The 20,230-nt window shown below is 75.9% G+C and carries 15 protein-coding genes; 8 read left to right on the top strand and 7 right to left on the bottom strand.

Annotation, left to right across the window (positions count from 1 at the left end):
• The 4 genes from ACRYMY_RS17680 to ACRYMY_RS17665 form a co-directional block, all read right to left on the bottom strand.
• Window positions 1-943, bottom strand: a 943-nt coding sequence (locus tag ACRYMY_RS17680; RefSeq protein ID WP_432548531.1) for an alkene reductase, incomplete at its 3' end; no start/stop codon positions are given.
• Window positions 944-1,023: 80 nt separating this feature from the next.
• Window positions 1,024-1,980 carry a DUF5996 family protein gene (locus tag ACRYMY_RS17675; protein ID WP_432548530.1) on the bottom strand — a complete coding sequence of 319 codons (957 nt, stop codon included), beginning with the start codon at window positions 1,978-1,980 and terminating at the stop codon, window positions 1,024-1,026.
• Window positions 1,981-2,071: 91 nt separating this feature from the next.
• Entirely contained in the window at window positions 2,072-3,178 is a 1,107-nt protein-coding gene (locus ACRYMY_RS17670; protein ID WP_432548529.1) for a hypothetical protein, read from the bottom strand.
• 59 nt (window positions 3,179-3,237) lie between these two features.
• Window positions 3,238-4,074, bottom strand: a complete 837-nt coding sequence (locus tag ACRYMY_RS17665) for a GNAT family N-acetyltransferase (protein WP_432548528.1) — start codon at window positions 4,072-4,074, stop codon at window positions 3,238-3,240.
• Between the two features lie 121 nt (window positions 4,075-4,195).
• Between ACRYMY_RS17665 and ACRYMY_RS17660 the strand changes: the two genes are divergently transcribed.
• From ACRYMY_RS17660 to ACRYMY_RS17635, 6 genes are all read left to right on the top strand, one after another.
• Window positions 4,196-7,099: an FAD-binding and (Fe-S)-binding domain-containing protein gene (locus tag ACRYMY_RS17660; protein ID WP_432548527.1), complete on the top strand. Its 2,904-nt coding sequence runs from the start codon at window positions 4,196-4,198 to the stop codon at window positions 7,097-7,099.
• Window positions 7,100-7,129: 30 nt separating this feature from the next.
• Window positions 7,130-8,377 carry an ROK family protein gene (locus ACRYMY_RS17655; RefSeq protein ID WP_432548526.1) on the top strand — a complete coding sequence of 416 codons (1,248 nt, stop codon included), beginning with the start codon at window positions 7,130-7,132 and terminating at the stop codon, window positions 8,375-8,377.
• A 73-nt stretch (window positions 8,378-8,450) separates the two neighbouring features.
• Window positions 8,451-9,803: an extracellular solute-binding protein gene (locus ACRYMY_RS17650; RefSeq protein ID WP_432548525.1), complete on the top strand. Its 1,353-nt coding sequence runs from the start codon at window positions 8,451-8,453 to the stop codon at window positions 9,801-9,803.
• A gap of 121 nt (window positions 9,804-9,924) precedes the next feature.
• A complete protein-coding gene (locus ACRYMY_RS17645; RefSeq protein ID WP_432548533.1) occupies window positions 9,925-10,749 on the top strand; it encodes a carbohydrate ABC transporter permease in 825 nt (274 codons plus the stop codon).
• Window positions 10,749-11,669 carry a carbohydrate ABC transporter permease gene (locus tag ACRYMY_RS17640; protein WP_432548524.1) on the top strand — a complete coding sequence of 307 codons (921 nt, stop codon included), beginning with the start codon at window positions 10,749-10,751 and terminating at the stop codon, window positions 11,667-11,669. Before ACRYMY_RS17645 ends, ACRYMY_RS17640 begins: the two co-directional genes overlap by 1 nt.
• Before the next feature lie 52 nt (window positions 11,670-11,721).
• Complete coding sequence (locus ACRYMY_RS17635; protein ID WP_432548523.1) at window positions 11,722-14,757, top strand: alpha-mannosidase; 3,036 nt, start codon at window positions 11,722-11,724, stop codon at window positions 14,755-14,757.
• A 65-nt stretch (window positions 14,758-14,822) separates the two neighbouring features.
• On the opposite strand, the gene ACRYMY_RS17630 is transcribed toward ACRYMY_RS17635, so the two are convergent.
• Both ACRYMY_RS17630 and ACRYMY_RS17625 read right to left on the bottom strand, forming a co-directional pair.
• Window positions 14,823-15,824 (bottom strand): TIGR03557 family F420-dependent LLM class oxidoreductase, encoded by a 1,002-nt coding sequence (locus ACRYMY_RS17630; RefSeq protein ID WP_432548532.1) that lies wholly within the window; start codon window positions 15,822-15,824, stop codon window positions 14,823-14,825.
• Window positions 15,825-15,834: 10 nt separating this feature from the next.
• Entirely contained in the window at window positions 15,835-16,413 is a 579-nt protein-coding gene (locus tag ACRYMY_RS17625) for a type 1 glutamine amidotransferase domain-containing protein (protein WP_432548522.1), read from the bottom strand.
• Window positions 16,414-16,534: 121 nt separating this feature from the next.
• Between ACRYMY_RS17625 and fbaA the strand changes: the two genes are divergently transcribed.
• Window positions 16,535-17,557, top strand: a complete 1,023-nt coding sequence (gene fbaA / locus ACRYMY_RS17620) for a class II fructose-bisphosphate aldolase (protein WP_432548521.1) — start codon at window positions 16,535-16,537, stop codon at window positions 17,555-17,557.
• Between the two features lie 108 nt (window positions 17,558-17,665).
• On the opposite strand, the gene ACRYMY_RS17615 is transcribed toward fbaA, so the two are convergent.
• Window positions 17,666-18,088 carry an STAS domain-containing protein gene (locus ACRYMY_RS17615; RefSeq protein WP_369054689.1) on the bottom strand — a complete coding sequence of 141 codons (423 nt, stop codon included), beginning with the start codon at window positions 18,086-18,088 and terminating at the stop codon, window positions 17,666-17,668.
• Window positions 18,089-18,333: 245 nt separating this feature from the next.
• Here ACRYMY_RS17615 and ACRYMY_RS17610 point away from each other — a divergent pair.
• Window positions 18,334-20,230, top strand: a 1,897-nt coding sequence (locus ACRYMY_RS17610) for a SpoIIE family protein phosphatase (protein ID WP_432548520.1), incomplete at its 3' end; no start/stop codon positions are given.

Below are 20,230 nucleotides of genomic sequence, written 5' to 3'. Positions count from 1 at the left end.
CCCCCCCCCCCCCCCCCCCCCCCCCCCCCCCCCCCCCCCCCCCCCCCCCCCCCCCCCCCCACCCCCCCCCCCCCCCCCCCCGCCCGCCCCCCCCCCCCCCCCCCCCCCCCCCCCCCAGGTCCTGCACGAACTCCCCGGCGGGCTCGGCGTGCAGCACGGACAGGTAGGCGGTGCCCAGCGGGCGGATGCCGTCGAGGACGGCGCCGTAGGTGGCCGCCACGTCCGCGGGGTCCTCCTCCAGCACGTCCTGGATGCCGTGCGCCGGCGAGATCCGCACGCCCACGCGGCCGGGGCCGACGGCCTCGGCGACCGCGGTGACGACCTCGACGAGCAGGCGCGCGCGGTTGACCGGCGACCCGCCGTACTCGTCCTCGCGGTGGTTGGAGGAGGGGGCGAGGAACTCGTGCAGCAGGTAGCCGTTGGCGCCGTGCACCTCGACGCCGTCGAGGCCGGCCTCGACCGCGCGGCGGGCGGCGGCCACGAAGTCGTCGACGACACCGCGCACCTCCTCGGTCGTCAGCGCGTGCGGGACGGGGTAGTCCTGCTTGCCCCCCGGCGTGTGCGCCTGGCCCTGGATCGCGATCGCGCTGGGCGCCACGATCCGGTCGGTGCCGGTGATCGCCGTGTGCGAGACGCGCCCGCCGTGCATGAGCTGGACGACGACACGGCCGCCGCGCGCGTGCACGGCGTCGGCCACCCGGCGCCAGCCCTCGCGGTGGGCGTCGGTGACCAGGCCCGGCTGGCCGGGGTAGGCGCGGGACTCGTGGCTGGGGTAGGTGCCCTCGGCGACGATGAGGCCCGTGCTGGCCCGCTGGGCGTAGTGCTCGGCGACGAGCTCGTTGGGGGTGCCGTCGGCGTCGGAGCGCATGCGCGTCAGCGGGGCCATCACGACGCGGTTGGGCAGGTGCAGGTCGCCGAGGACGACGGGCGAGAAGAGGTCCACCACGGGGCCTTCCGGGTCGGGGACGGGTGCCGTGGGCGTGCAACCCGCCGGGAGCCCGCTCTCTTCCCCGGGCGCCGCGCTCAGCGGCGGTGGTCCCACCGGCCGGGGTCGACCTCCAGCGCCGCGCGGTCCCAGCGCGCGTGCTCGGCGGCGGCCTCGTAGGTGGACTGCAGGAAGTCCAGCAGCGCGCCGTCCGGGTCGGCGGCGCGGCGCACCACCTCGTACGGCAGCAGGAACTGCCGGTTCTGCGTGCTGTAGAACGCCCCCTCCGGACCGACCGGGTGCTCGGCGAACCCCGCCGGCTCGGGGTAGGCGTAGGCGTAGAACGCGCCCTCCTCACCCCCGCCGGGCCAGAAACCGCAGCTGCTCAGCTCCCGCGAGTAGCCCTCCTCCATCACCCAGTCCCCGCAGTTGGGCGCGCCCCCCGGGTGCGGGGGCGCCCCGCGGCCGGAGAAGCGGGTGCAGGCCAGGTCCATCGCGCCCCAGAAGAAGTGCACGGGGCTGACCTTGCCGGCGAAGCGGGCCCGGAACCGGCCCATCACCCGGTCCGCCTGCAGCAGCTGCCGCCAGAACAGCTCGACCGCGCGGGCGTCGTAGGAGGCGTGCACGTGGTCCTCGGCGAAGGGGATCGCCGGGTCCACCTCGTTCGGGGCCGCGCTGATCCTCGTGGGGATCCCCAGCTCGTCCAGCGCCGTCATCACCTCGGCGTGGAACTGCGCGGTCGGCTTGGGCTCCAGCGCCACCGTCCGCGCGCCGCCACCGCTGGAGCGCACGACGAGGCGGTGCTCGACCACGTCCAGCTCCACGTCGAAGACCCCGTCGCCGTGCGGGACGGCCGAGGTGGTCAGGCCGCGGGGGCTGACGTACAGGGTGCTCTGCCACCAGTGGTTGACCAGCGGCGCGTGGGCCAGCCGGACCTTGCCGACGACCTGCAGCCACGTGTGCAGGGTGTCGCGGGTCGCCGTCCAGTCCTCCACCCGCAGGGCCGGCCAGGCCCCTGCGGCCGTCCCCGTCCCGAGCTCTCCTGGTGCGCCCACGCGTCCTCCTCCGGGTGCCGCGCCGCCGGGCGCGGCGGGACCGAGGGTAGGCCGTGCCCGTCCGGCGCGGGAGTCCCTCGGCGGGAGGCCCTCAAGTCAGGCCCGCGGCCCCGAACCCGCAGTGCACGTGGTCCTGGTGGACGAGGTCGCTGAAGTACGGCCGCGGCCCCAGGTCCGCCGGCCCGCCGACCTCCGTGACCCCCCACGCGGCGGCGAACTCCATCGCCTCCCGCCACGGGCAGCGCTCCTGGTCGATGACGGGCACGCCGTCGAAGGACCAGATGTCCACGGCGCGGCCGAGGGTGTGGTTGGAGGGCCGGTCGGTGTCGTACACGTGGAACGGGTGCCCGGAGCGGACGTCCTGCACCGCCAGGGGCCACTGCTCGGCGTACGCCGACAGCAGCTCGGCGACGCGCACGTGCACGTCCTCCTGCAGCAGGTCGAAGCGCGCCGGGTCCGGCAGCGCGATGCGGTCGTCGTCGAGGACGGCCTGCACCTGCGGGCGCGCCGGGACGGCCAGCTCGAAGTCGACCTCGGGCACCAGCACGTCGGTGACGCCCCAGGTGTCGCCGGAGCGGGCCAGCCGCACGTCGACGGTCAGGGTGCGCCGGCGCAGCTCGTCGGGCGCCGCGGCGTCCAGCAGCGACTGCTCGGCGACGAGGATGATGCTCGCGGTGCGCCGGCCGCTGCTCAGCCCGCCGTACTGCGGGTACACGACGCCCGCCGCGGACACGCCCGCCGGCGGCAGCAGGCCCAGCAGCCCGGCCGCGTGCGCGGGGTCGAGCCCGGCGGTGCGCAGGCGCGCGTCGAGGACCGCGGCGACGTCCAGGAACGGCGACTCCGGGTCCAGCTGCGCCGACCCGGTCGTCAGCGCCGTGGTGACGTAGTCCACGGCCGCCTCCTTGCAGCCGGGCTCCACCTCGCCGGGCAGCGGCACGTACGGCTCGGGCGCCGGCAGGTCCAGCAGCACCGGCGCGCGCGTCGGGCTCGGCGGTGGTGCGGCGGTGGGCGGGGGCGCGGTGGGCGAGGGCGTCGCCGGCGAGGGCTGCGCCGCGGGTCCCTGCCCGCCGGAGCAGGCGGCGAGCGTCCCGGCGCCGGCCAGGCCGGCCAGGACGGCCCGGCGCGAGGCGCGCCGCGGGCAGGGCTGGTGGGGCTGCTGGTGGGGCTGCTGGTGGGGCTGCTGGTGGGGTGGGGTCACGCGTGCTGGGTCGTCCCTCGTGTCGTGCGGTCGGTCTGTCCGTCCCCGTGACGGGTGCGTCACAGGTCGAGCTGGAAGTCGACCAGCTCGCGGCCGTCGCGCCGGTGCCGGCCCACCTCGGTCCAGCCGAGGTGCCGGTACAGCTCCACGGCACCCTGCTCGGCGCCGTCGGCGTCGGTGACCAGCGCGATCCGCGTGGCGCCCGCCGCGCGGGCGCGCGCCGCGCAGCGGTCCAGCAGCGCGGCGGCGAGGCCGCGGCCCCGCGCGCGGTGGTCGACGACGACGGCGTGCAGCACCGCCACCGTCTCAGGTGACGCCGCGTGATCGCCAGCCGACGCGGAGCGGCGGACAGGGCGGACGAGGCGGCGGGCGTACCGGCGCGCGCGGGTGCGGGCGAAGCGCACGGCCAGCCCGGGGCGGCGCAGCAGCCCCGCCGCGCCGAGCACCGCCAGGGGCAGGCGGTCGCGGGTCAGGACGTCGCGCAGGTAGGCGCGCTGGTCGGTGGCGAGCAGCGCGTACCCGCACACCCCGTCCGGGTCGACGAGGACGCCGGCCCAGGCGGCGGGGGAGTCGCAGAAGGTGCGGTGCCAGCGCCGCACGAAGCGCTCGCCGAGCTGCGGGAACAGCCCCAGCGGCAGGTACCGCTGCTGCAGGGCCGCGGTGCCGGCCAGGTCGCCCGGCGCCGCGTCGCGCAGCACCACCACGGGGTCCGCGCCGGGCGCGGGGCCGGGGCCCGGGGCGCCAGGGGCGTCGGAGGCGGGGGAGGGGGGCGGTGCGGGCGCCGCGCCGGCCCCCTCGGGCGCCGCGCGCTCGGGCAGCACCAAGGCCTCTCCGCGCGGGGGTCCCGTCCCCGGCCCCGCGACGTCGGGGTCGCGGGTGCTCTCCGTCTCGGCCACGGGTCCTCCCGGAGGGCGCTCGGCGGTCGGTGCGCTGCTCGTCCACCCCCCTCACGAGCGGGAGCCCCGAGAGGTTCCGGCCGCGTCCGGAGCACGCCGCGCGGCTCGGCACACTGGAGGGGTGACGATCCTGGACCCGGCGCGGGTCACCGGCACCGCTCCCGACGGCCCCGAGGAGCTCGTGGGCGACGAGCTCGTGCGCCGCCTGGGCGAGCGCCTGGGCGCGCCGCAGGTGGACGCCTCGACCCGCCGGCGCGCCGAGTACACCTCCGACGCGTCCAACTACCGCGTGGTGCCGCAGGTGGTGGTCTTCCCGCGCAGCGCCGAGGACGTCGTGGCCGCCCACGCGGTGTGCCGGGAGCTGGGCGTGCCGTTCACCAGCCGCGGCGCGGGCACCTCGGTGGCCGGCAACGCCGTCGGCACCGGTGTCGTCCTGGACTTCTCGCGGCACCTGCACCGCGTCCTGGAGGTCGACCCGGAGGGCATGACGGCCCTGGTGGAGCCCGGCGTCGTCCTGGACGACCTGCAGCGCGCCGCGGCCCCGCACGGCCTGCGCTTCGGCCCGGACCCGTCCACCCACGCCCGCTGCACCCTCGGCGGCATGATCGGCAACGACGCGTGCGGTTCGCACGCGCTGGCCTACGGGCGCACCAGCCACAACGTCGTGGCGCTGGAGGTCCTCGACGGGCGCGGGCGGCGCTGGTGGACCGACGACCCGCCGGCGGACCTGCTCGACGAGCTGCGCGGCGTCGCCTCGGCCCACCTGGCGACCATCCGCACCCGCTTCGCCACCTTCGGCCGGCAGGTGTCCGGCTACGCCCTGGAGCACCTGCTGCCGGAGACCGGCGGTCCCACCGGCACCGCGATGGCGCGCCTGCTCACCGGGTCCGAGGGCACCCTGGCCACGATCCTCACCGCCCGCGTGCGGCTGGTGCGCCAGTCCCCGGCCACGACGTTCGTCGTCCTCGGCTACGCCTCCATGCACGAGGCCGCCGACGCCACCCCCGCCCTGCTGGAGCACGCGCCGCTGGCCGTGGAGGGCATCGACCGCCGCCTGGCCGACGTCGTCGTGCGCCGCGGCGGCTCGGTGGAGGGCCTGCCCACCGGCGACGGCTGGCTGTTCGTGGAGATGGGCGGGGACACCCCCGAGGAGTCCTTGGCGGCCGCGCGCGCGATGGTGGCGGACTCGCGGGCGCTGGACTCCGTCGTCATCCCCACCGCCGCCGAGGCGCGGAAGCTGTGGCGCATCCGCGAGGACGGCGCCGGTCTCGCCGGGCGCTCCCCGGAGGGGCAGCCGGCGTGGCCGGGCTGGGAGGACGCCGCCGTGCCGCCGGAGAACCTCGGTGCCTACCTGCGCGCCTTCGACGCGCTGATGGCCTCCCACGGCGTCGACGGCCTGGCCTACGGCCACTTCGGCGACGGCTGCATCCACGTGCGCATCGACTTCCCCCTGTACGAGCAGGACGGCGCGCCCGGCGGCGCCGCGCGCACGAAGGCGTTCCTGGAGGACGCCGCCCGCCTGGTCGCCGAGCACGGCGGGTCCCTGTCCGGCGAGCACGGCGACGGCCGCGCCCGCGGCGGGCTGCTGCCGCTGATGTACGACGCGGAGTCCGTCGCCGCGTTCGAGGAGGTCAAGCGCGCCTTCGACCCCGAGGACCTGCTCAACCCCGGTGTCATCGTGCGCCCGGCGCCCGTGGACGCCGACCTGCGCGTGCCCGCGGCCCGGCCCGCGCACGCTCTCGGCCTGCCGCTGCGCTTCGCCTACTCCCACGACGGCGGGGACCTGACCCGCGCGGTGCACCGCTGCGTCGGCGTGGGCAAGTGCCGCGCCGACTCCGGCGGGGTCATGTGCCCCAGCTACCTGGCCACCGGCGACGAGAAGGACTCCACCCGCGGCCGGGCGCGGCTGCTGCAGGAGATGGTCAACGGCACCCTCGTCACCGACGGGTGGCGCTCGCAGGAGGTCCTCGACGTCCTGGACCTGTGCCTGTCCTGCAAGGGGTGCACGCACGACTGCCCCGCCGGGGTGGACATGCCCACGTACAAGGCGGAGTTCCTGGACAAGCACTGGGCCGGCCGGTTGCGCCCGATGAACCACTACCTGCTCGGCTGGCTGCCGCGCTGGACCCGCGCGGCCGCGTTCGCGCCGCGGCTGGTCAACGCGCTGACCGGCGTGCCGGCGCTGGCCGGGCTGGCCAAGCGGGTCGGCGGCGTCGCGCAGGAGCGCCCGCTGCCGAGGTTCGCCGAGCGGACGTTCCGCACGTGGTTCAAGCGCCGCGAGCTGGCCGGCGGCGGGCTGCGCGGCGGCGAGCCGGTCGTGCTGTGGGTGGACTCCTTCACCGACGCGTTCTCCCCCGAGGTGGGGCGCGCGGCCGTGGAGGTGCTGGAGCACCTGGGGTTCACGGTCTCGGTGACGCGGGAGAAGGTCTGCTGCGGTCTGACGTGGGTGTCCACCGGCCAGCTGGAGGGCGCCAAGCGCCAGCTGCGCGCCAGCCTGGACGCCCTGGACGCCCCGCACCTGCCGGAGGGCGCGCTCGTCGTGGGGCTGGAGCCGTCGTGCACGGCGCTGCTGCGCGACGACGCCGCCGAGCTGCTGCCCGAGGACCCCCGCGCGCACGCGCTGAAGGGGCGGGTGAAGACGCTCGCGGAGCTGGTGGAGGAGCTGCGCCCGGACTGGCAGCCGCCGGCCGTGGACCAGCGGGCCGTCGTGCAGCCGCACTGCCACCAGCACGCCGTCATGGGCTTCTCCGCCGACGCGGCGCTGCTGGCGAGGGCGGGGGTGGAGGCGCAGGTGCTGTCGGGCTGCTGCGGCCTGGCCGGCAACTTCGGCGCCGAGGACGGGCACTACGACGTCTCGGTGCAGGTGGCCGAGCAGAAGCTGCTGCCGGCGCTGCGCGAGCGCGGCGACGCGACCGTCCTGGCCGACGGGTACTCCTGCCGCACGCAGGCGGAGAACCTCGCCGGGGTGCGCCCGAAGCACCTGGCGGAGCTGCTGGCCGAGGGGCTGCGCGCGCAGCAGGACTGACGGACGGCGGGGGCGTGGCACCCTGACGCGGTGCTGCCCCCCGCCTCCTCCGCGGTGCGCCGCGGGTCGAACCTCCCCCGCGTCGGCGACTACAACCGCGCGGTGGTGCTCGACGCGGTGCGCCGGCACGCCGACGGCCTCAGCCGGGTGGAGCTGGCCGCGCTGACGGGCCTGTCGGCGCAGACGGTCTCGAACATCAGCCGGTGGCTGCTGGAGCAGGGCCTCGTGGAGGAGACCGGCAAGCGCGGCGGCGGCCCCGGCAAGCCGCGCACGATCCTGCAGCTGGCCCCGCACGGGCGCTACGCCGTGGGTGTTCACCTGGACCCGGTGGTCGTCACGACCGTGGTGCTGGACCTGCGCGGCGGGGTGGTGGCCCGCTCGGACGTGCCGCTGGCGCCCGAGCAGGCGCCGGCGGAGGTGCTGGCGCTGGTGGCCGCGGAGGTGGCGGCGGTGGTGGCGGCCTCGGGCGTGCCGCCGGAGCGGCTGGCCGGGCTGGGGGTGGCGGTGCCGGGCCCGGTGGACGGGCCGGGCGGGGCGGTGGTCGGCGCCCCGAACCTGCCCGGCTGGCGGCGGGTGGCGGTGCGCGAGGAGCTGGCGGCCGCCACGGGCCTGCCGGTGCTGCTGGACAAGGACGTCGTGGCCGCCGCGGTGGCCGAGATGTGGGCGGGCGGGGCGGGCCCCACGGGCAGCTTCGCGTTCGTCTACCTGGGCACCGGGATCGGGGCGGGACTGGTGCTGCGCGGGGAGGTGATGCGCGGGGCGTCGGGCAACGCGGGGGAGCTGGGGCACCTGGCGGCCGACGGGGAGGGCCCGCTGTGCGAGTGCGGGCAGCGCGGCTGCCTGGGCGAGCGCAACGCGCCGCGCTCGCTGGTGGAGCAGGCGCGCGCGGCGGGCCTGGGGCCGTGGCCGCTGGACGACGAGCTGAGCGTGGACCGCGCCCTGGCGGCGGTGTGCCGGCTGGCCGACGAGGGCGTGCCCGCGGCCGTGGCGGTGCTGGACGCGGCGGCCGCGCGCGTGGCGCGGGCCGTCTCGGGCGTGCAGAACCTGCTGGACGTGGACCTCGTCGTCTTCGGCGGGCCGCTGTGGCCGCGGCTGGAGCGCCGGTTCCTGCGGGTGGTGCCGCCGCTGGTGCGCTCGCACGAGGTGGCCTCGGCCCTGCACCCGGTGGAGATCCGCGGCACCCGGGTGGGGCGCGACGTGACGGCGGTGGGCGCGGCGTGCCTGGTGCTGGACGACGCGTTCAGCCCGCGCTCGTCCGTCCTCCTCGTGGCCCCTTGACGGGAGCAACTCCACTTGATTTACATACTCCTCACGGGGTCAGCGGCGACCCCCGCGGAGGAGGAGCACGACGATGCGCAGACGGCACTCCCTGACCGCCCTGGTCGCGGTCGCGGCCCTGGGCCTCACCGCCTGCGGCGGTTCGAGCGGCGGCGGCGGTGACGAGGACACCATCCGGGTCGCCTACCAGCGGACCGCGCAGTTCACCCAGCTCGAGGACGTCCTGGAGAAGGCCAAGAGCGAGTACGAGGCCGCCAACGAGGGGCGCACGATCGAGCTGGTGCCCATCGAGGCCGAGCAGGAGCAGTACTTCACCCGCCTCGCCCTGCTGAACCGCTCCCCGTCCACGGCCCCCGACGTCATCTACGAGGACTCCTTCCAGGTCCGCTCGGACGCCGCGGCCGGCTACCTCGCGCCCATCGACGACCTGCTCGAGGGGTGGGACGAGTGGGGGCAGTTCGACGAGACCGCCAAGCAGGCCGGCCTCGGCGACGACGGGCAGACCTACGGCGTGTCCATGGGCACCGACACCCGCGGCATCTACTTCAACAAGCAGGTGTTCGAGCAGGCGGGGCTGCCCACCGACTGGCAGCCGACCACGTGGGACGACGTCCTGGCGGCCGCCCGGACCGTCAAGGAGCGCGTGCCCGGCGTCGTCCCCCTCAACCTCTACGCCAGCCGCGCCGCCGGCGAGGCCACGTCCATGCAGGGCTTCGAGATGCTCCTGTACGGCACGGGCGACGAGCTGTACGACGCCGACACCCAGAAGTGGATCACCGGCTCGCAGGGGTTCCGCGACAGCCTCGCCTTCTACGACACCGTCTTCTCCGAGGAGCTCGGCCCCGACACCGCCCTCGCCCTCGACGCCGCCCTCGGCAGCCGCGTGGCCACCGAGATGCTGCCGCAGGGCGAGCTGGCCATCGCGATCGACGGCTCCTGGCTGCCCGGGCAGTGGATCTCCGGGGAGAACGAGTGGCCCGAGTGGGAGGAGACGATGGGCATCGCCGCGATGCCCACCCAGGAGGGGCAGGATCCCGGCCGCACGTCCATGTCGGGCGGCTGGCTGCTGTCCGTCGGCTCCCAGGCCGCCGACCCGCAGGCGGCGTTCGACTTCATCACCGTCGCGCTCAACCGCGAGAACACGCTGAAGTACAACACCGAGAACAGCCAGATCGCCGTGCGCACCGACGTCGCCGAGGACCCCGCGTACCTCGACTACAACCCCTCGTTCGAGTTCTTCTCCTCCCTCGTGCCGGTGACCAACTTCCGGCCCGCCACCCCGGACTACTCGCAGATCTCCGCGAACATCCAGGCGGCCACCGAGGACGTCGCCACGGGCGCGGCGACGCCGGAGCAGGCCGCCCAGGCCTACGACGACGGCCTGGTCGCCATCGTCGGCGAGGACGGCACGCAGGCGGCGGACTGACGTGAGCGCCCCCGCCGGAGCCACCGCGCCCGCGCCCGCCCGCGCCACCGGCCGCGGCGACGGCGGGGGCCGGCTCGTCCTCCTCGCCCGCCTGGCGCCGCTGGCGCCCACCGTGGCGCTCATGCTGGTGTTCCTGGCCGGCCCCATCGCCTACGCCCTCTACGGGTCGCTGACCAACACCGCCCTGTCCGGCTACCGCGCCGCCGACCCCGAGTTCGTGGGGCTGGACAACTACGCCCAGCTCGTCACCAGCACCGAGTTCTGGCAGTCGGCGTGGCTGACGCTGCTGTTCGTGCTGGCCTCGGCCGTGGTGGGGCAGAACGTCCTCGGCATGGTCGTCGCCCTGCTGCTGCGGGCGGCGCGCGGGCCGCTGCGGGCCCTCGTCAGCGGGCTCGTCGTCACCGCCTGGGTGCTGCCGGAGATCGTCGCCGCGTTCGCCCTGTACGCGTTCTTCTCCGGCGACGGGACCCTCAACGCCGTGCTGGGGCTGGTGGGCGGCGAGGGGGCCGGGGGCACGGCGTGGCTGGTGACGTTCCCGATGATGGCCGTCATCCTCGCCAACGTCTGGCGCGGCACCGCCTTCTCGATGATGGTCTACGGGGCGGCGCTGGCCGAGGTGCCGCCGGACCTGGCCGAGGCCGCCGCGCTGGACGGCGCCAGCGGCCGGCAGCGGTTCTTCCGCATCACCCTGCCGCTGCTGCGCCGCTCCATCGGCACCAACCTCATGCTCACCACGCTGCAGACCCTCGGCGTGTTCACCCTCATCTGGGTGATGACCGGCGGCGGGCCGGGCACGTCCAGCTCGACCCTGCCCGTGCTGGCCTTCCAGGAGGCGTTCCGGTTCGGGCAGGTGGGCTACGGCACCGCCATCGCCGTCGTCACCCTCGTCGTCGGGGCCCTGTTCGCGACCGTGTACGTGCGCGTCCTCAAGCCGGAGGTGGACTGATGGCGGACACCCGGCCCTCCGCGGGGGCCTCGACGGGGACCCCGGCTGCCGCGCCCGTCGTCGTGCCCGACGCGCCGCCCGCCCCACGGCTGACCTCGCCGCAGCGGCGCGGGACGAGCGTCGCCGCGAACCTCGCGCTGGCCCTCGTGGGCGTGGCGTTCCTCGTTCCGCTGGCGTGGATCCTCCTGGCCTCGGTGGACCCCGCCGCCACCGTGTCGGTGTCCGTGCCGACCCGGCCCACGCTGGAGCACTTCAGCACCGTCCTCACCTACGACCTGACGTTCCTGCCGCTGTGGAACTCCCTCGTCGTCTCCGGTGGCGCGGCCCTGGTCACCGTCGTGGTGGCGACGCTGGCCGCGTACCCGCTCTCGCGGTACCGGATGCGGTTCAACCGCTCGTTCATGTACGTCATCCTCTTCGGCAGCTGCCTGCCCATCACGGCGATCATGGTCCCGGTGTACGCGCTGTTCGTGGCGCTGGGGATGCTGGACTCGCTGCTGGGCACGGTGCTGTTCCTGGCCGCCACGTCGCTGCCGATGGCCGTGTGGATGCTGAAGAACTTCATGGACGGGGTGCCGGTCTCGCTGGAGGAGGCCGCCTGGGTCGACGGCGCCAGCGCCATGTCCGCGCTGCGGCGCATCGTCGTCCCGCTCATGCGGCCCGGCATCGCGGTGGTCTTCATCTTCGTGTTCACCCAGGCGTGGGGGAACTTCTTCGTCCCCTTCGTCCTGCTGCTCGACCCCGCCAAGCAGCCGGCCGCCGTGTCGATCTTCACCTTCTTCGGCACGCAGGGCGCCATCGCCTACGGGCAGCTGGCCGCCTTCTCCGTCCTGTACGCCACCCCGGTCCTCGCGCTGTACCTCGTCGTGCAGCGCCTGGCGGGCGGCTCGTTCGCCCTGGCCGGGTCCGTCAAGGGCTGACGGCCCACCACCCGCCCGCACCACCCCGTCCGCACCACCCGAGGAGCCCCGCGTGCACGTCAACCCCGCCCTGGTCGAGATGCGCGTGGAGCGCTTCGTCCGCGAGCGCCTCGAACCGGCGGCGTACCGGCGCCGGCACCCGCTGGAGGTGTCGGCGTGGGCGGCCCCGGGGGAGCCGGTGCCCTTCGCCGAGGCGCTCGGCCAGGAGTTCGCGCCGTTCGCGGTGGGCACCGCGTGGGGCCGGCCGTGGGGCACGACGTGGTTCCGGCTGCGCGGGGACGTCCCGGACGGCTGGGGCGCCGACGGCACCCGCCTGGAGGTCGTCGCCGACCTCGGCTACTCGGCCGTGCAGCCGGGGTTCCAGGCCGAGGCCACCGCCTACCGCCCGGACGGCACCGTCGTGAAGGGCCTGCACCCGCGCAACCGGTACGTGCCCCTGGCCGCGCTGGGCGGCGGGCCCGGGGTCGACGTCCTGCTGGAGGCGTCGTCCAACCCGGACGTGTCCGGGGACGGGGTGTTCGCCTCCCCGACGCGGCTGGGCGACCCGGCGACGGCGGGGACCGACCCGCTGTACCGCCTGGCGGCCGCCGACGTCGCCGAGCTCGACGTGACGGTGTGGGAGCTGCTGCAGGACGTGTGGACGCTGCGCGGGCTGCTCGGGCAGCTGCCGGAGGCCTCCACCCGCCGCGCGGAGGTCCTCACCGCCCTGGACGCGGCCGTCGACGTCGTGGACCCGTGGGACGTGGCCGGCACCGCCGCCGCGGGGCGCGCCGCGCTGGCGGGCGTCCTGGCGCAGCCCGCGTCGGCCAGCGCGCACCGCGTCACGGCCGTGGGCCACGCCCACATCGACTCCGCGTGGCTGTGGCCGACGCGGGAGACCGCCCGCAAGTGCGCCCGCACGTTCTCCAACGTGCTCGCGCTCATGGACGAGGACCCGGACCTGGTGTTCGCCTGCTCCTCGGCGCAGCAGTACGCGTGGGTGCGCGACACCCAGCCGGAGCTGTTCGAGCGCATCAAGCGGCGCGTCGCCGAGGGCCGCTTCGTGCCCGTGGGCGGCATGTGGGTGGAGTCGGACACGAACATGCCCGGCGGGGAGGCGCTGGCCCGCCAGTTCGTCGCCGGCAAGCGGTTCTTCGCCGAGGAGCTGGGCGTCGAGCCGCTGGACGTGTGGCTGCCGGACTCCTTCGGCTACACGGCGGCCATGCCGCAGATCGCCCGCGCCGCGGGCGCCCGCTGGTTCCTCACGCAGAAGCCGTCGTGGAACGAGGTGAACCGGATGCCGCACCACACCTTCGCGTGGGAGGGCATCGACGGCACGCGGATCTTCACGCACTTCCCGCCGGCGGACACGTACAACTCCGACCTGGGCGGGGAGGACCTGGCCCGCGCGGAGCGGCAGTTCGCCGAGAAGGGACGCGCCCGCACCTCGCTGCTGCCGTTCGGCTACGGCGACGGCGGCGGCGGCCCCACCCGCGAGATGCTCGCCGCGGCCGCGCGCACCCGCTCGCTGGAGGGGTCCCCGGTCGTCGAGCTGGGCGGCCCGCACGACTTCTTCCGCCGCGCCGAGGAGGAGTACCCCGACCCGCCGGTGTGGAGCGGGGAGGTGTACCTGGAGTTCCACCGCGGCACCTACACCTCGCAGGCGCGCACCAAGCGCGGCAACCGGCGCAGCGAGCACCTGCTGCGCGAGGCGGAGCTGTGGGCGAGCGCGGCGGCGGTGCAGCGCGGTGCCGACTACCCGTACGAGGCGCTGGAGCGGATCTGGCACGTCGTGCTGCTGCAGCAGTTCCACGACATCCTGCCCGGCTCCTCGATCGCCTGGGTGCACCGCGAGGCCGAGGCCCGCTACGCCGAGGTCGCCGCCGAGCTGGAGGAGCTCATCACCTCCTCGCTGCGGGCGCTGGCCGGCGGGGACGGCGGGGGCACGAGCAGCGTCGTGTTCAACGCCGGGCCGTTCGCCCGTGACGGCGTGCCCGCGCTGGGCGCGGCGCCCGCGCGGCCGGGCGCCGACGCCCGCGCGAAGGCCGAGGGGGACGGGTTCGTCCTGGAGAACGACCACGTGCGGGTCCTCGTCGACGGCGACGGCTTGCTGGCCTCCGTCCTCGACGTCGCGGCCGGCCGGGAGGTCCTCGCGCCGGGCCGGCGCGGCGGCCTGCTGCAGCTGCACCGCGACACCCCCACCCAGTGGGACGCCTGGGACGTCGACGAGCACTACCGCCGGCACACCACCGACCTGACCGCCGCCGAGTCCGTCGACCTCGTGGAGGAGGGACCGCAGCGCGTCGCCGTGCGCGTCGTGCGCCGGTTCGGGGACTCGCGCGTGGAGCAGACGGTGTCGCTGGCCGCGGGCGCCCGCTCGGTCGAGCTGGCGTTCGACGTGGACTGGCACGAGCGGCAGAAGCTGCTCAAGCTCGCCTTCCCCCTCGACGTGCACGCCGACCGCGCCGCCAGCGAGGTGCAGTTCGGGCACGTGCTGCGCCCCACCCACGCCAACACCTCCTGGGACGCGGCGCGGTTCGAGACGTGCGCGCACCGCTGGGTGCACGTGGGCGAGGCCGGGTACGGCGTGGCCGTCGCCAACGACTCCACCTACGGCCACGACACCGGCCGCACCACCCGCGAGGACGGCGGCACCACCACCACGGTCCGGCTGTCGCTGCTGCGCGCGCCGCTGTTCCCCGACCCCGACGCCGACCAGGGAGAGCACCGGCTGCGCACCTCCCTCGTCGTCGGCGCCGCGATCGGCGACGCCGTCCGCGAGGGGTACCGGCTGAACCTGCCGCTGCGCGAGGTGGCGGGCTCCGCGCCCGTCGAGCCGCTGCTCGCCGTCGAGGGCGAGGGCGTCGTGGTGGAGGCCGTGAAGCTGGCCGAGGACCGCAGCGGCGACGTGGTGGTGCGCCTGTACGAGGCGCACGGCGGGCGGGCCCGCGCGCTCGTGCGCCCGTCCTTCGCGGTGGCCGGCGTCACCGAGACCGACCTGCTGGAGCGGCCCGTCGAGCCGCGCGGGCTGCGGGAGGTGACCGGGGGCGCGGCGGTGCTGGAGCTGCGGCCCTTCCAGATCGTCACGCTGCGCCTGTCCCGCGGCTGAGCCGTGGGGCGCGCGGCGGGACCGCACCCGGTCCGGGTGCGGCCCCGCCGCGGTGGAGGAGTTCCTCAGCTGGGGCTGGGGTCGTTCGAGGCGGCCGCTTCGCGCAGCGCGGGCAGGATCTCCCGCTGCGCCGCCTCCAGGAACGGCTGCTGGTGCTCGCCGCCGACCTGCACGAGCGCGAGGTCGGTGAAGCCCGCCGCGAAGAACGCCGACGCGGCCTCCACGACCGCGTCCACGTCGTCCCCGCAGGGGATCGCCTCAGCGACGTCCTCCGGGCGCACGAACTGCGTCGCTCCGGAGAACCCCGCGGTGGTGGGCAGGTCGGCGTTCACCTTCCAGCCGCCCGCGAACCAGCGGAACTGGTCGTGCGCGCGGGCGATGGCGGCGTCGCGGTCGGCGTCCCAGCACACCGGCAGCTGCCCGATCCGGCGGCTGGCCGCCGGCTGGTCCGGGGTGCGCGCGCCGTCCCACACCGGCCCGAACGACGGGTCGGGCTCCACGGCGATCATGTGGTCGGCCAGCGGGGCGAAGCGGGTGCAGGACTTCTCACCGGACACCCCGACGGCGATCGGCACCCGCTGCTCCGGCAGGTCCCACAGGCGCGCGGAGTCCACCCGGAAGTGCTCCCCGGCGTAGGTGAGCAGCTGCCCCTCGAACAGCTCGTCGATGATCTCCAGCGCCTCGACGAGCATGTCCTGCCGCTCCTCGACGGCCGGCCAGCGCTCGCCGACGACGTGCTCGTTGAGGTTCTCGCCGGAGCCCAGGCCCAGCGTGAAGCGGCCTTCGGACAGCAGGCCCATCGTCGCGGCCTTCTGCGCCACCACCGCCGGGTGGTAGCGCATCGTCGGCGCCGTCACGTACGTCATGAGCTCCACGCGGGAGGTGACCTGCGTGACCGCGCCCAGGACGCTCCACGCGTACGGCGCGTGGCCCTGCGAGGTCAGCCACGGCGAGTAGTGGTCGGAGAAGACGACGAGGTCGAAGCCGGCCTCCTCCGCGGCCCGCGCGTCGCGCACGAGCCAGCGGGGGTCCGACTGCTCGCTCATGCACGTGTACCCGATGCGCACCTCGGCCACGTCAGGCCCCCGCGGGGACGTCGACGCGCGCGACGCGCTCCACCAGGGCGGAGCAGAACGCCGGCAGGTCGTCGGGCTTGCGGCTGGTCACCAGCGGGCCGGGCCCGCCCTCGCAGACGACGAGCTCCTCGTCGAGCCACTCCGCGCCCGCGTTGCGCAGGTCGGTCGCGAGGCTCGGCCACGACGTCGTCCGGCGCCCGCGCACCACGTCGGCCTCGATCAGCGTCCACGGCGCGTGGCAGATCGCGAAGACCGGGCGGGTCGAGGCCGCGAACTGCTGCACGAAGGACACCGCGGAGCGGTCGGTGCGCAGCGCGTCCGGGTTGGCGACGCCACCGGGCAGCACGAGCGCCGCGTACTCGCTCGGCGAGGCGTCGGAGACGACGACGTCCACGGGGAAGGTGTCCGCCTTGTCGAGGTGGTCGAAGGCCTGCACGCTGCCCGGCTGCGGCGACAGCAGCACCGGCTGGCCACCCGCCTCCTGCACCGCCTTCCACGGTTCGGTCAGCTCGACCTGCTCGATGCCCTCGCCCGCGACGAGGAACGCGACCTTCTTGCCGTTCAGCTCTTGAGCACCCATGCGGCCCACGCTGGCACGGCCCCGCGCGGGCGGCATCCGCAGCGCTCCGCGGCTCCCGTGCCGCGGCCGGGCCCGGCGTGGAAGGATCGGCACCGCCAGAGCCGTCAGCAGAGGAGCAGCCATGCCCATCGCCACCCCGGACGTCTACGCCGAGATGCTGGACCGCGCCAAGGCCGGGTCGTTCGCCTACCCCGCGATCAACGTCTCCTCCTCGCAGACGCTGAACGCGGCCATCCGCGGCTTCGCGGAGGCCGAGAGCGACGGCATCGTCCAGGTGTCCACGGGCGGCGCGGAGTACCTGTCCGGCTCGACCGTCAAGGACATGGTCCTGGGGGCGCAGGCCCTGGCCGAGTACGCCCACCACGTCGCCAAGGCGTACGACGTCAACATCGCCCTGCACACCGACCACTGCCCGAAGGACAAGCTGGACGGCTTCGTCCGCCCCCTCATCGCCATCTCCGCCGAGCGGGTGAAGGAGGGCCGCGAGCCGCTGTTCCAGTCGCACATGTGGGACGGCTCGGCCGTGCCGCTGGAGGAGAACCTGCGGATCGCCGAGGAGCTGCTGGCCCTGACCAGCGCCGCGCGGATCGTCCTGGAGGTCGAGATCGGCGTCGTCGGCGGCGAGGAGGACGGCGTCGCCCACGAGATCAACGACAAGCTCTACACGACCGTCGCGGACGCCCGCGCCACCGTGCAGGCCCTCGGCACGGGGGAGAAGGGCCGGTACATGACGGCCCTGACCTTCGGCAACGTCCACGGCGTCTACAAGCCCGGCAACGTCAAGCTGCGCCCGGAGATCCTCAAGGAGATCCAGGACGAGATCGGCGGCGAGGTCGGCAAGGACAAGCCGTTCGACCTCGTCTTCCACGGCGGTTCCGGCTCGCTGCCCGAGGAGATCTCCGCCGCCGTCGACCACGGCGTGGTGAAGATGAACATCGACACCGACACGCAGTACGCCTTCACCCGCCCCGTCGTGGAGCACTTCTTCCGCAACTACGACGGCGTGCTGAAGGTCGACGGCGAGGTCGGCAACAAGAAGCAGTACGACCCGCGCACGTGGGGCAAGGCCGCCGAGGCCGGGATGGCCGCCCGCGTCGTCGAGGCCGCCCAGGGCCTGCGCAGCGCCGGCAAGCACCTCAAGTGACCCTCGGGTGACGCGCTGAGCGCACCGGTCAGCAGGAGGGCCCGCCACCGTCGGACGGTGGCGGGCCCTCGTGCTCGGTGCCGGGGGTGCCGGCGGGTGCTGCGGGCCTCAGGCCGGCTGCGGCCCGAGGTCGTCGTCGTCCGACAGGCCCGGCTCCTCGTCGACCACGTCGAGCAGCTGGACGATGTTGGTCGTCTCGATGAGGAACTTCACCACCGCCGGCGGGCGGATGAGGGTGACCCGGCGCCCGCGGCTGCGCGAGGCCAGCCGGGCCAGGAACGCCAGGCCCGTGGAGTCCATGAACGTCACGTGGTGCGCGTCCACCTGCAGCGGCCGGCCCGAGGACAGCGCGTCCTCGGCCGCCTCCAGCAGGTCCGGGCCCAGCTCGGCGTCGATCTCCCCGGTCAGGACGACGCGGGTGGCGCGCGGCTCGTACAGGACGTGCACGGAGCCGGGGTCCACCGAGCGCACCTCCGGCACGCGGGGCGCCTCGCCCCCGGGGGCGGCGTCCGGTGTCGAGTCCTTCGTCATGGCTCCTCCGCTGGGCTGCACGCAGGCTGTCGAGCCGGCCCGGGTCTCTGCAGGCGCGGATGTCGGCCGTGTGGCTGGTACCGCACGGTAGAACACGCCAGACCGCGGGCGGGACGGAGGTCCCCGCGGTCTCCACGGGCGGCCTCCTCGACGCGCGGACCGTCGGGCTCGGCTGCATGCTATCCACCGGGTCGGCGTCGTCCGCGCGCGCCATCGCCCCGCAGCCGGAAGAGGAGAGAGCCCGCATGAGCGCCGACCCGCCGCAGCCGGTCGCGCTGCGCGAGGAACCGGTCGCCGTGCTCCTGGTGGGCCGCGCCCCCGACCCGTCCCCCGCGTCCGCGCCGGGGGCGGACGCCCCCCTGCTCGGCGCCGACGCCGCCTCACGCGCCCTGGCGGGCGCCGGCCCGCGGGAGCGGCTGACCGGCGACCTGGCCGACCTGGCGGGCTGGCTGGGCCGGGCCCGCCCGGGCGCCGGGGCCGCAGAGGCGGAGCTGTGGGCGCGCGCCGCCCGCGGCGAGCACCTGGTCGGGACGGCGCTGCCCGACGGGCTGTGGCTGTCCGCCACGCCGTACGTCGACGGCGGTGTCCCGGAGCGCACCGCCCGGCGGACCGTGCTCGCGCTGCACCGCGCCGAGGGCGCCGGGGGCGCCGGGTCCAGCGGCTTCGCGGACGTCGCGGGCCTCGCCGTCAGCGCCGTCCGCCCCGGCGGCCCGGACGGGGCGACCGAGGTCGTCGTCGTCCACGCCGGCGAGGGCTGGTCCCGCGCCACCGGGACCCCTGCGCACGAGGTCGTGGGCGGTCCCGCCGCCGCGCTGCTGCGCACCGACGACCTCGACGGCCGGCACCTGGTGCGCACGGCGCTGTCCCGCAGCGTCCACGAGGCCGAGCCCGCGGCCGTCACCGTGCTGGCCGGCCGCAGCGACGGCACCTCCTTCCTGCACCACGTGCGGACCACGCCCCTGACGGACCCGACCGGCGCCGTCTGCCACGTCGTGTCCTGGCACAGCGACGTCACCGGCCGCGCCGGCGCCGAGGCGCAGCTGCACCGCGCCCTGGCCGCCGAGGAGGAGAGCGCGCAGCGCCTGGCGCTGCTGGAGCAGCTGGACGCGGTCGTCGTCGTCGACGACGTCGCCGCCGGGCTGGACCGCGTGGCGCACCTGCTGGTCACCCACGTCGCCGCCGACGCCGCGCTCGTGCTGACCGGCGACCACACGGGGGCGGTGCGCCCCACCGAGGCCGTCGTGGCCGCCGCCGCCGGACCGCGCCTGGGCGGGGCGGCCGGCCTGGTGGGCCGACGGCTGCCGCGCACCGCCCGGACCCGGCCGCCGGACCCGCACCTGGACGTCGACCCGCACCAGCCCGTGCGCCCCGCGCCCCTGGCCGGCGGCGCGCCCACCGGCCCGGACGAGCGCGCGGCCACCCCCTCCGGCTGGATCGCCGCCCAGCTGGCCGGGCTGCCCGCGCTCGCCGGGGGTGCCGCGGAGGCGGTGCTCACGCCCCTGGTGGGCCGTGAGACGGTCGTGGGCCTGCTCGTCACGCTGCCCCGCCCGGGCGGCGGGGCCGGCAGGGACGGGAAGGACCTGGCGGTGCTCGCGGGCGCCGCCCGCCGCGCGGGGCTCCTGGTGGAGACCGCGCGGCTGCACCAGCGGGAACACACCTTGGCGGAGACGTTGCAGCGCAGCATGTTGCCCGAGCAGGCGGTCGTCCCGGGCCTGGACGTGTGGACGTTCTACGACTCCAACGCCGAGCACGCCCAGGTCGGCGGGGACTGGTACGACGTCCTGCAGACCACCGACGACCTCGCGGCCGTCGTCGTCGGCGACGTCGTCGGCCACGACGTGGAGGCCGCCGCCGCCATGGGGCAGATCCGGTCCGTGGTGCGCTCCTGCGCCCACGACCTGGACGACCCCGGCAGCGTCCTGGGGCGCGTGGACGCGCTGGTCGGCGGCATGAGCGTGCCCCGCATGGCCAGCCTCGTGTACGCCTCGCTGCAGCGACTGGACGACGGCGGCTGGGAGGTGTCCTGGTCCAGCGCCGGGCACCTGCCGCCGCTGCTGCGCCGCGCGGGCCGCCCCGGCCGCGAGCGCGGGGAGGTGGTCAGCGAGCCCACCCGGACCCTCCTCGGGGAGCCGGAGCCGCCGC

The sequence above is a fragment of the Kineococcus haloalkalitolerans genome (assembly GCF_050871905.1).
In the GTDB taxonomy this organism is placed as follows: Bacteria; Actinomycetota; Actinomycetes; order Actinomycetales; family Kineococcaceae; genus Kineococcus.
This window is presented reverse-complemented; position numbering and strand designations above follow the sequence as displayed.

What these genes read in the sequence shown, in the direction of transcription:
- ACRYMY_RS17625 (WP_432548522.1), bottom strand. Translation starts at nt 16,413, where the DNA reads ATGGGTGCTCAAGAGCTGAACGGCAAGAAGGTCGCGTTCCTCGTCGCG.
- ACRYMY_RS17640 (WP_432548524.1), top strand. Translation starts at nt 10,749, where the DNA reads ATGGCGGACACCCGGCCCTCCGCGGGGGCCTCGACGGGGACCCCGGCT.
- ACRYMY_RS17650 (WP_432548525.1), top strand. Translation starts at nt 8,451, where the DNA reads ATGCGCAGACGGCACTCCCTGACCGCCCTGGTCGCGGTCGCGGCCCTG.
- ACRYMY_RS17615 (WP_369054689.1), bottom strand. Translation starts at nt 18,088, where the DNA reads ATGACGAAGGACTCGACACCGGACGCCGCCCCCGGGGGCGAGGCGCCC.
- fbaA (WP_432548521.1), top strand. Translation starts at nt 16,535, where the DNA reads ATGCCCATCGCCACCCCGGACGTCTACGCCGAGATGCTGGACCGCGCC.
- ACRYMY_RS17645 (WP_432548533.1), top strand. Translation starts at nt 9,925, where the DNA reads ATGCTGGTGTTCCTGGCCGGCCCCATCGCCTACGCCCTCTACGGGTCG.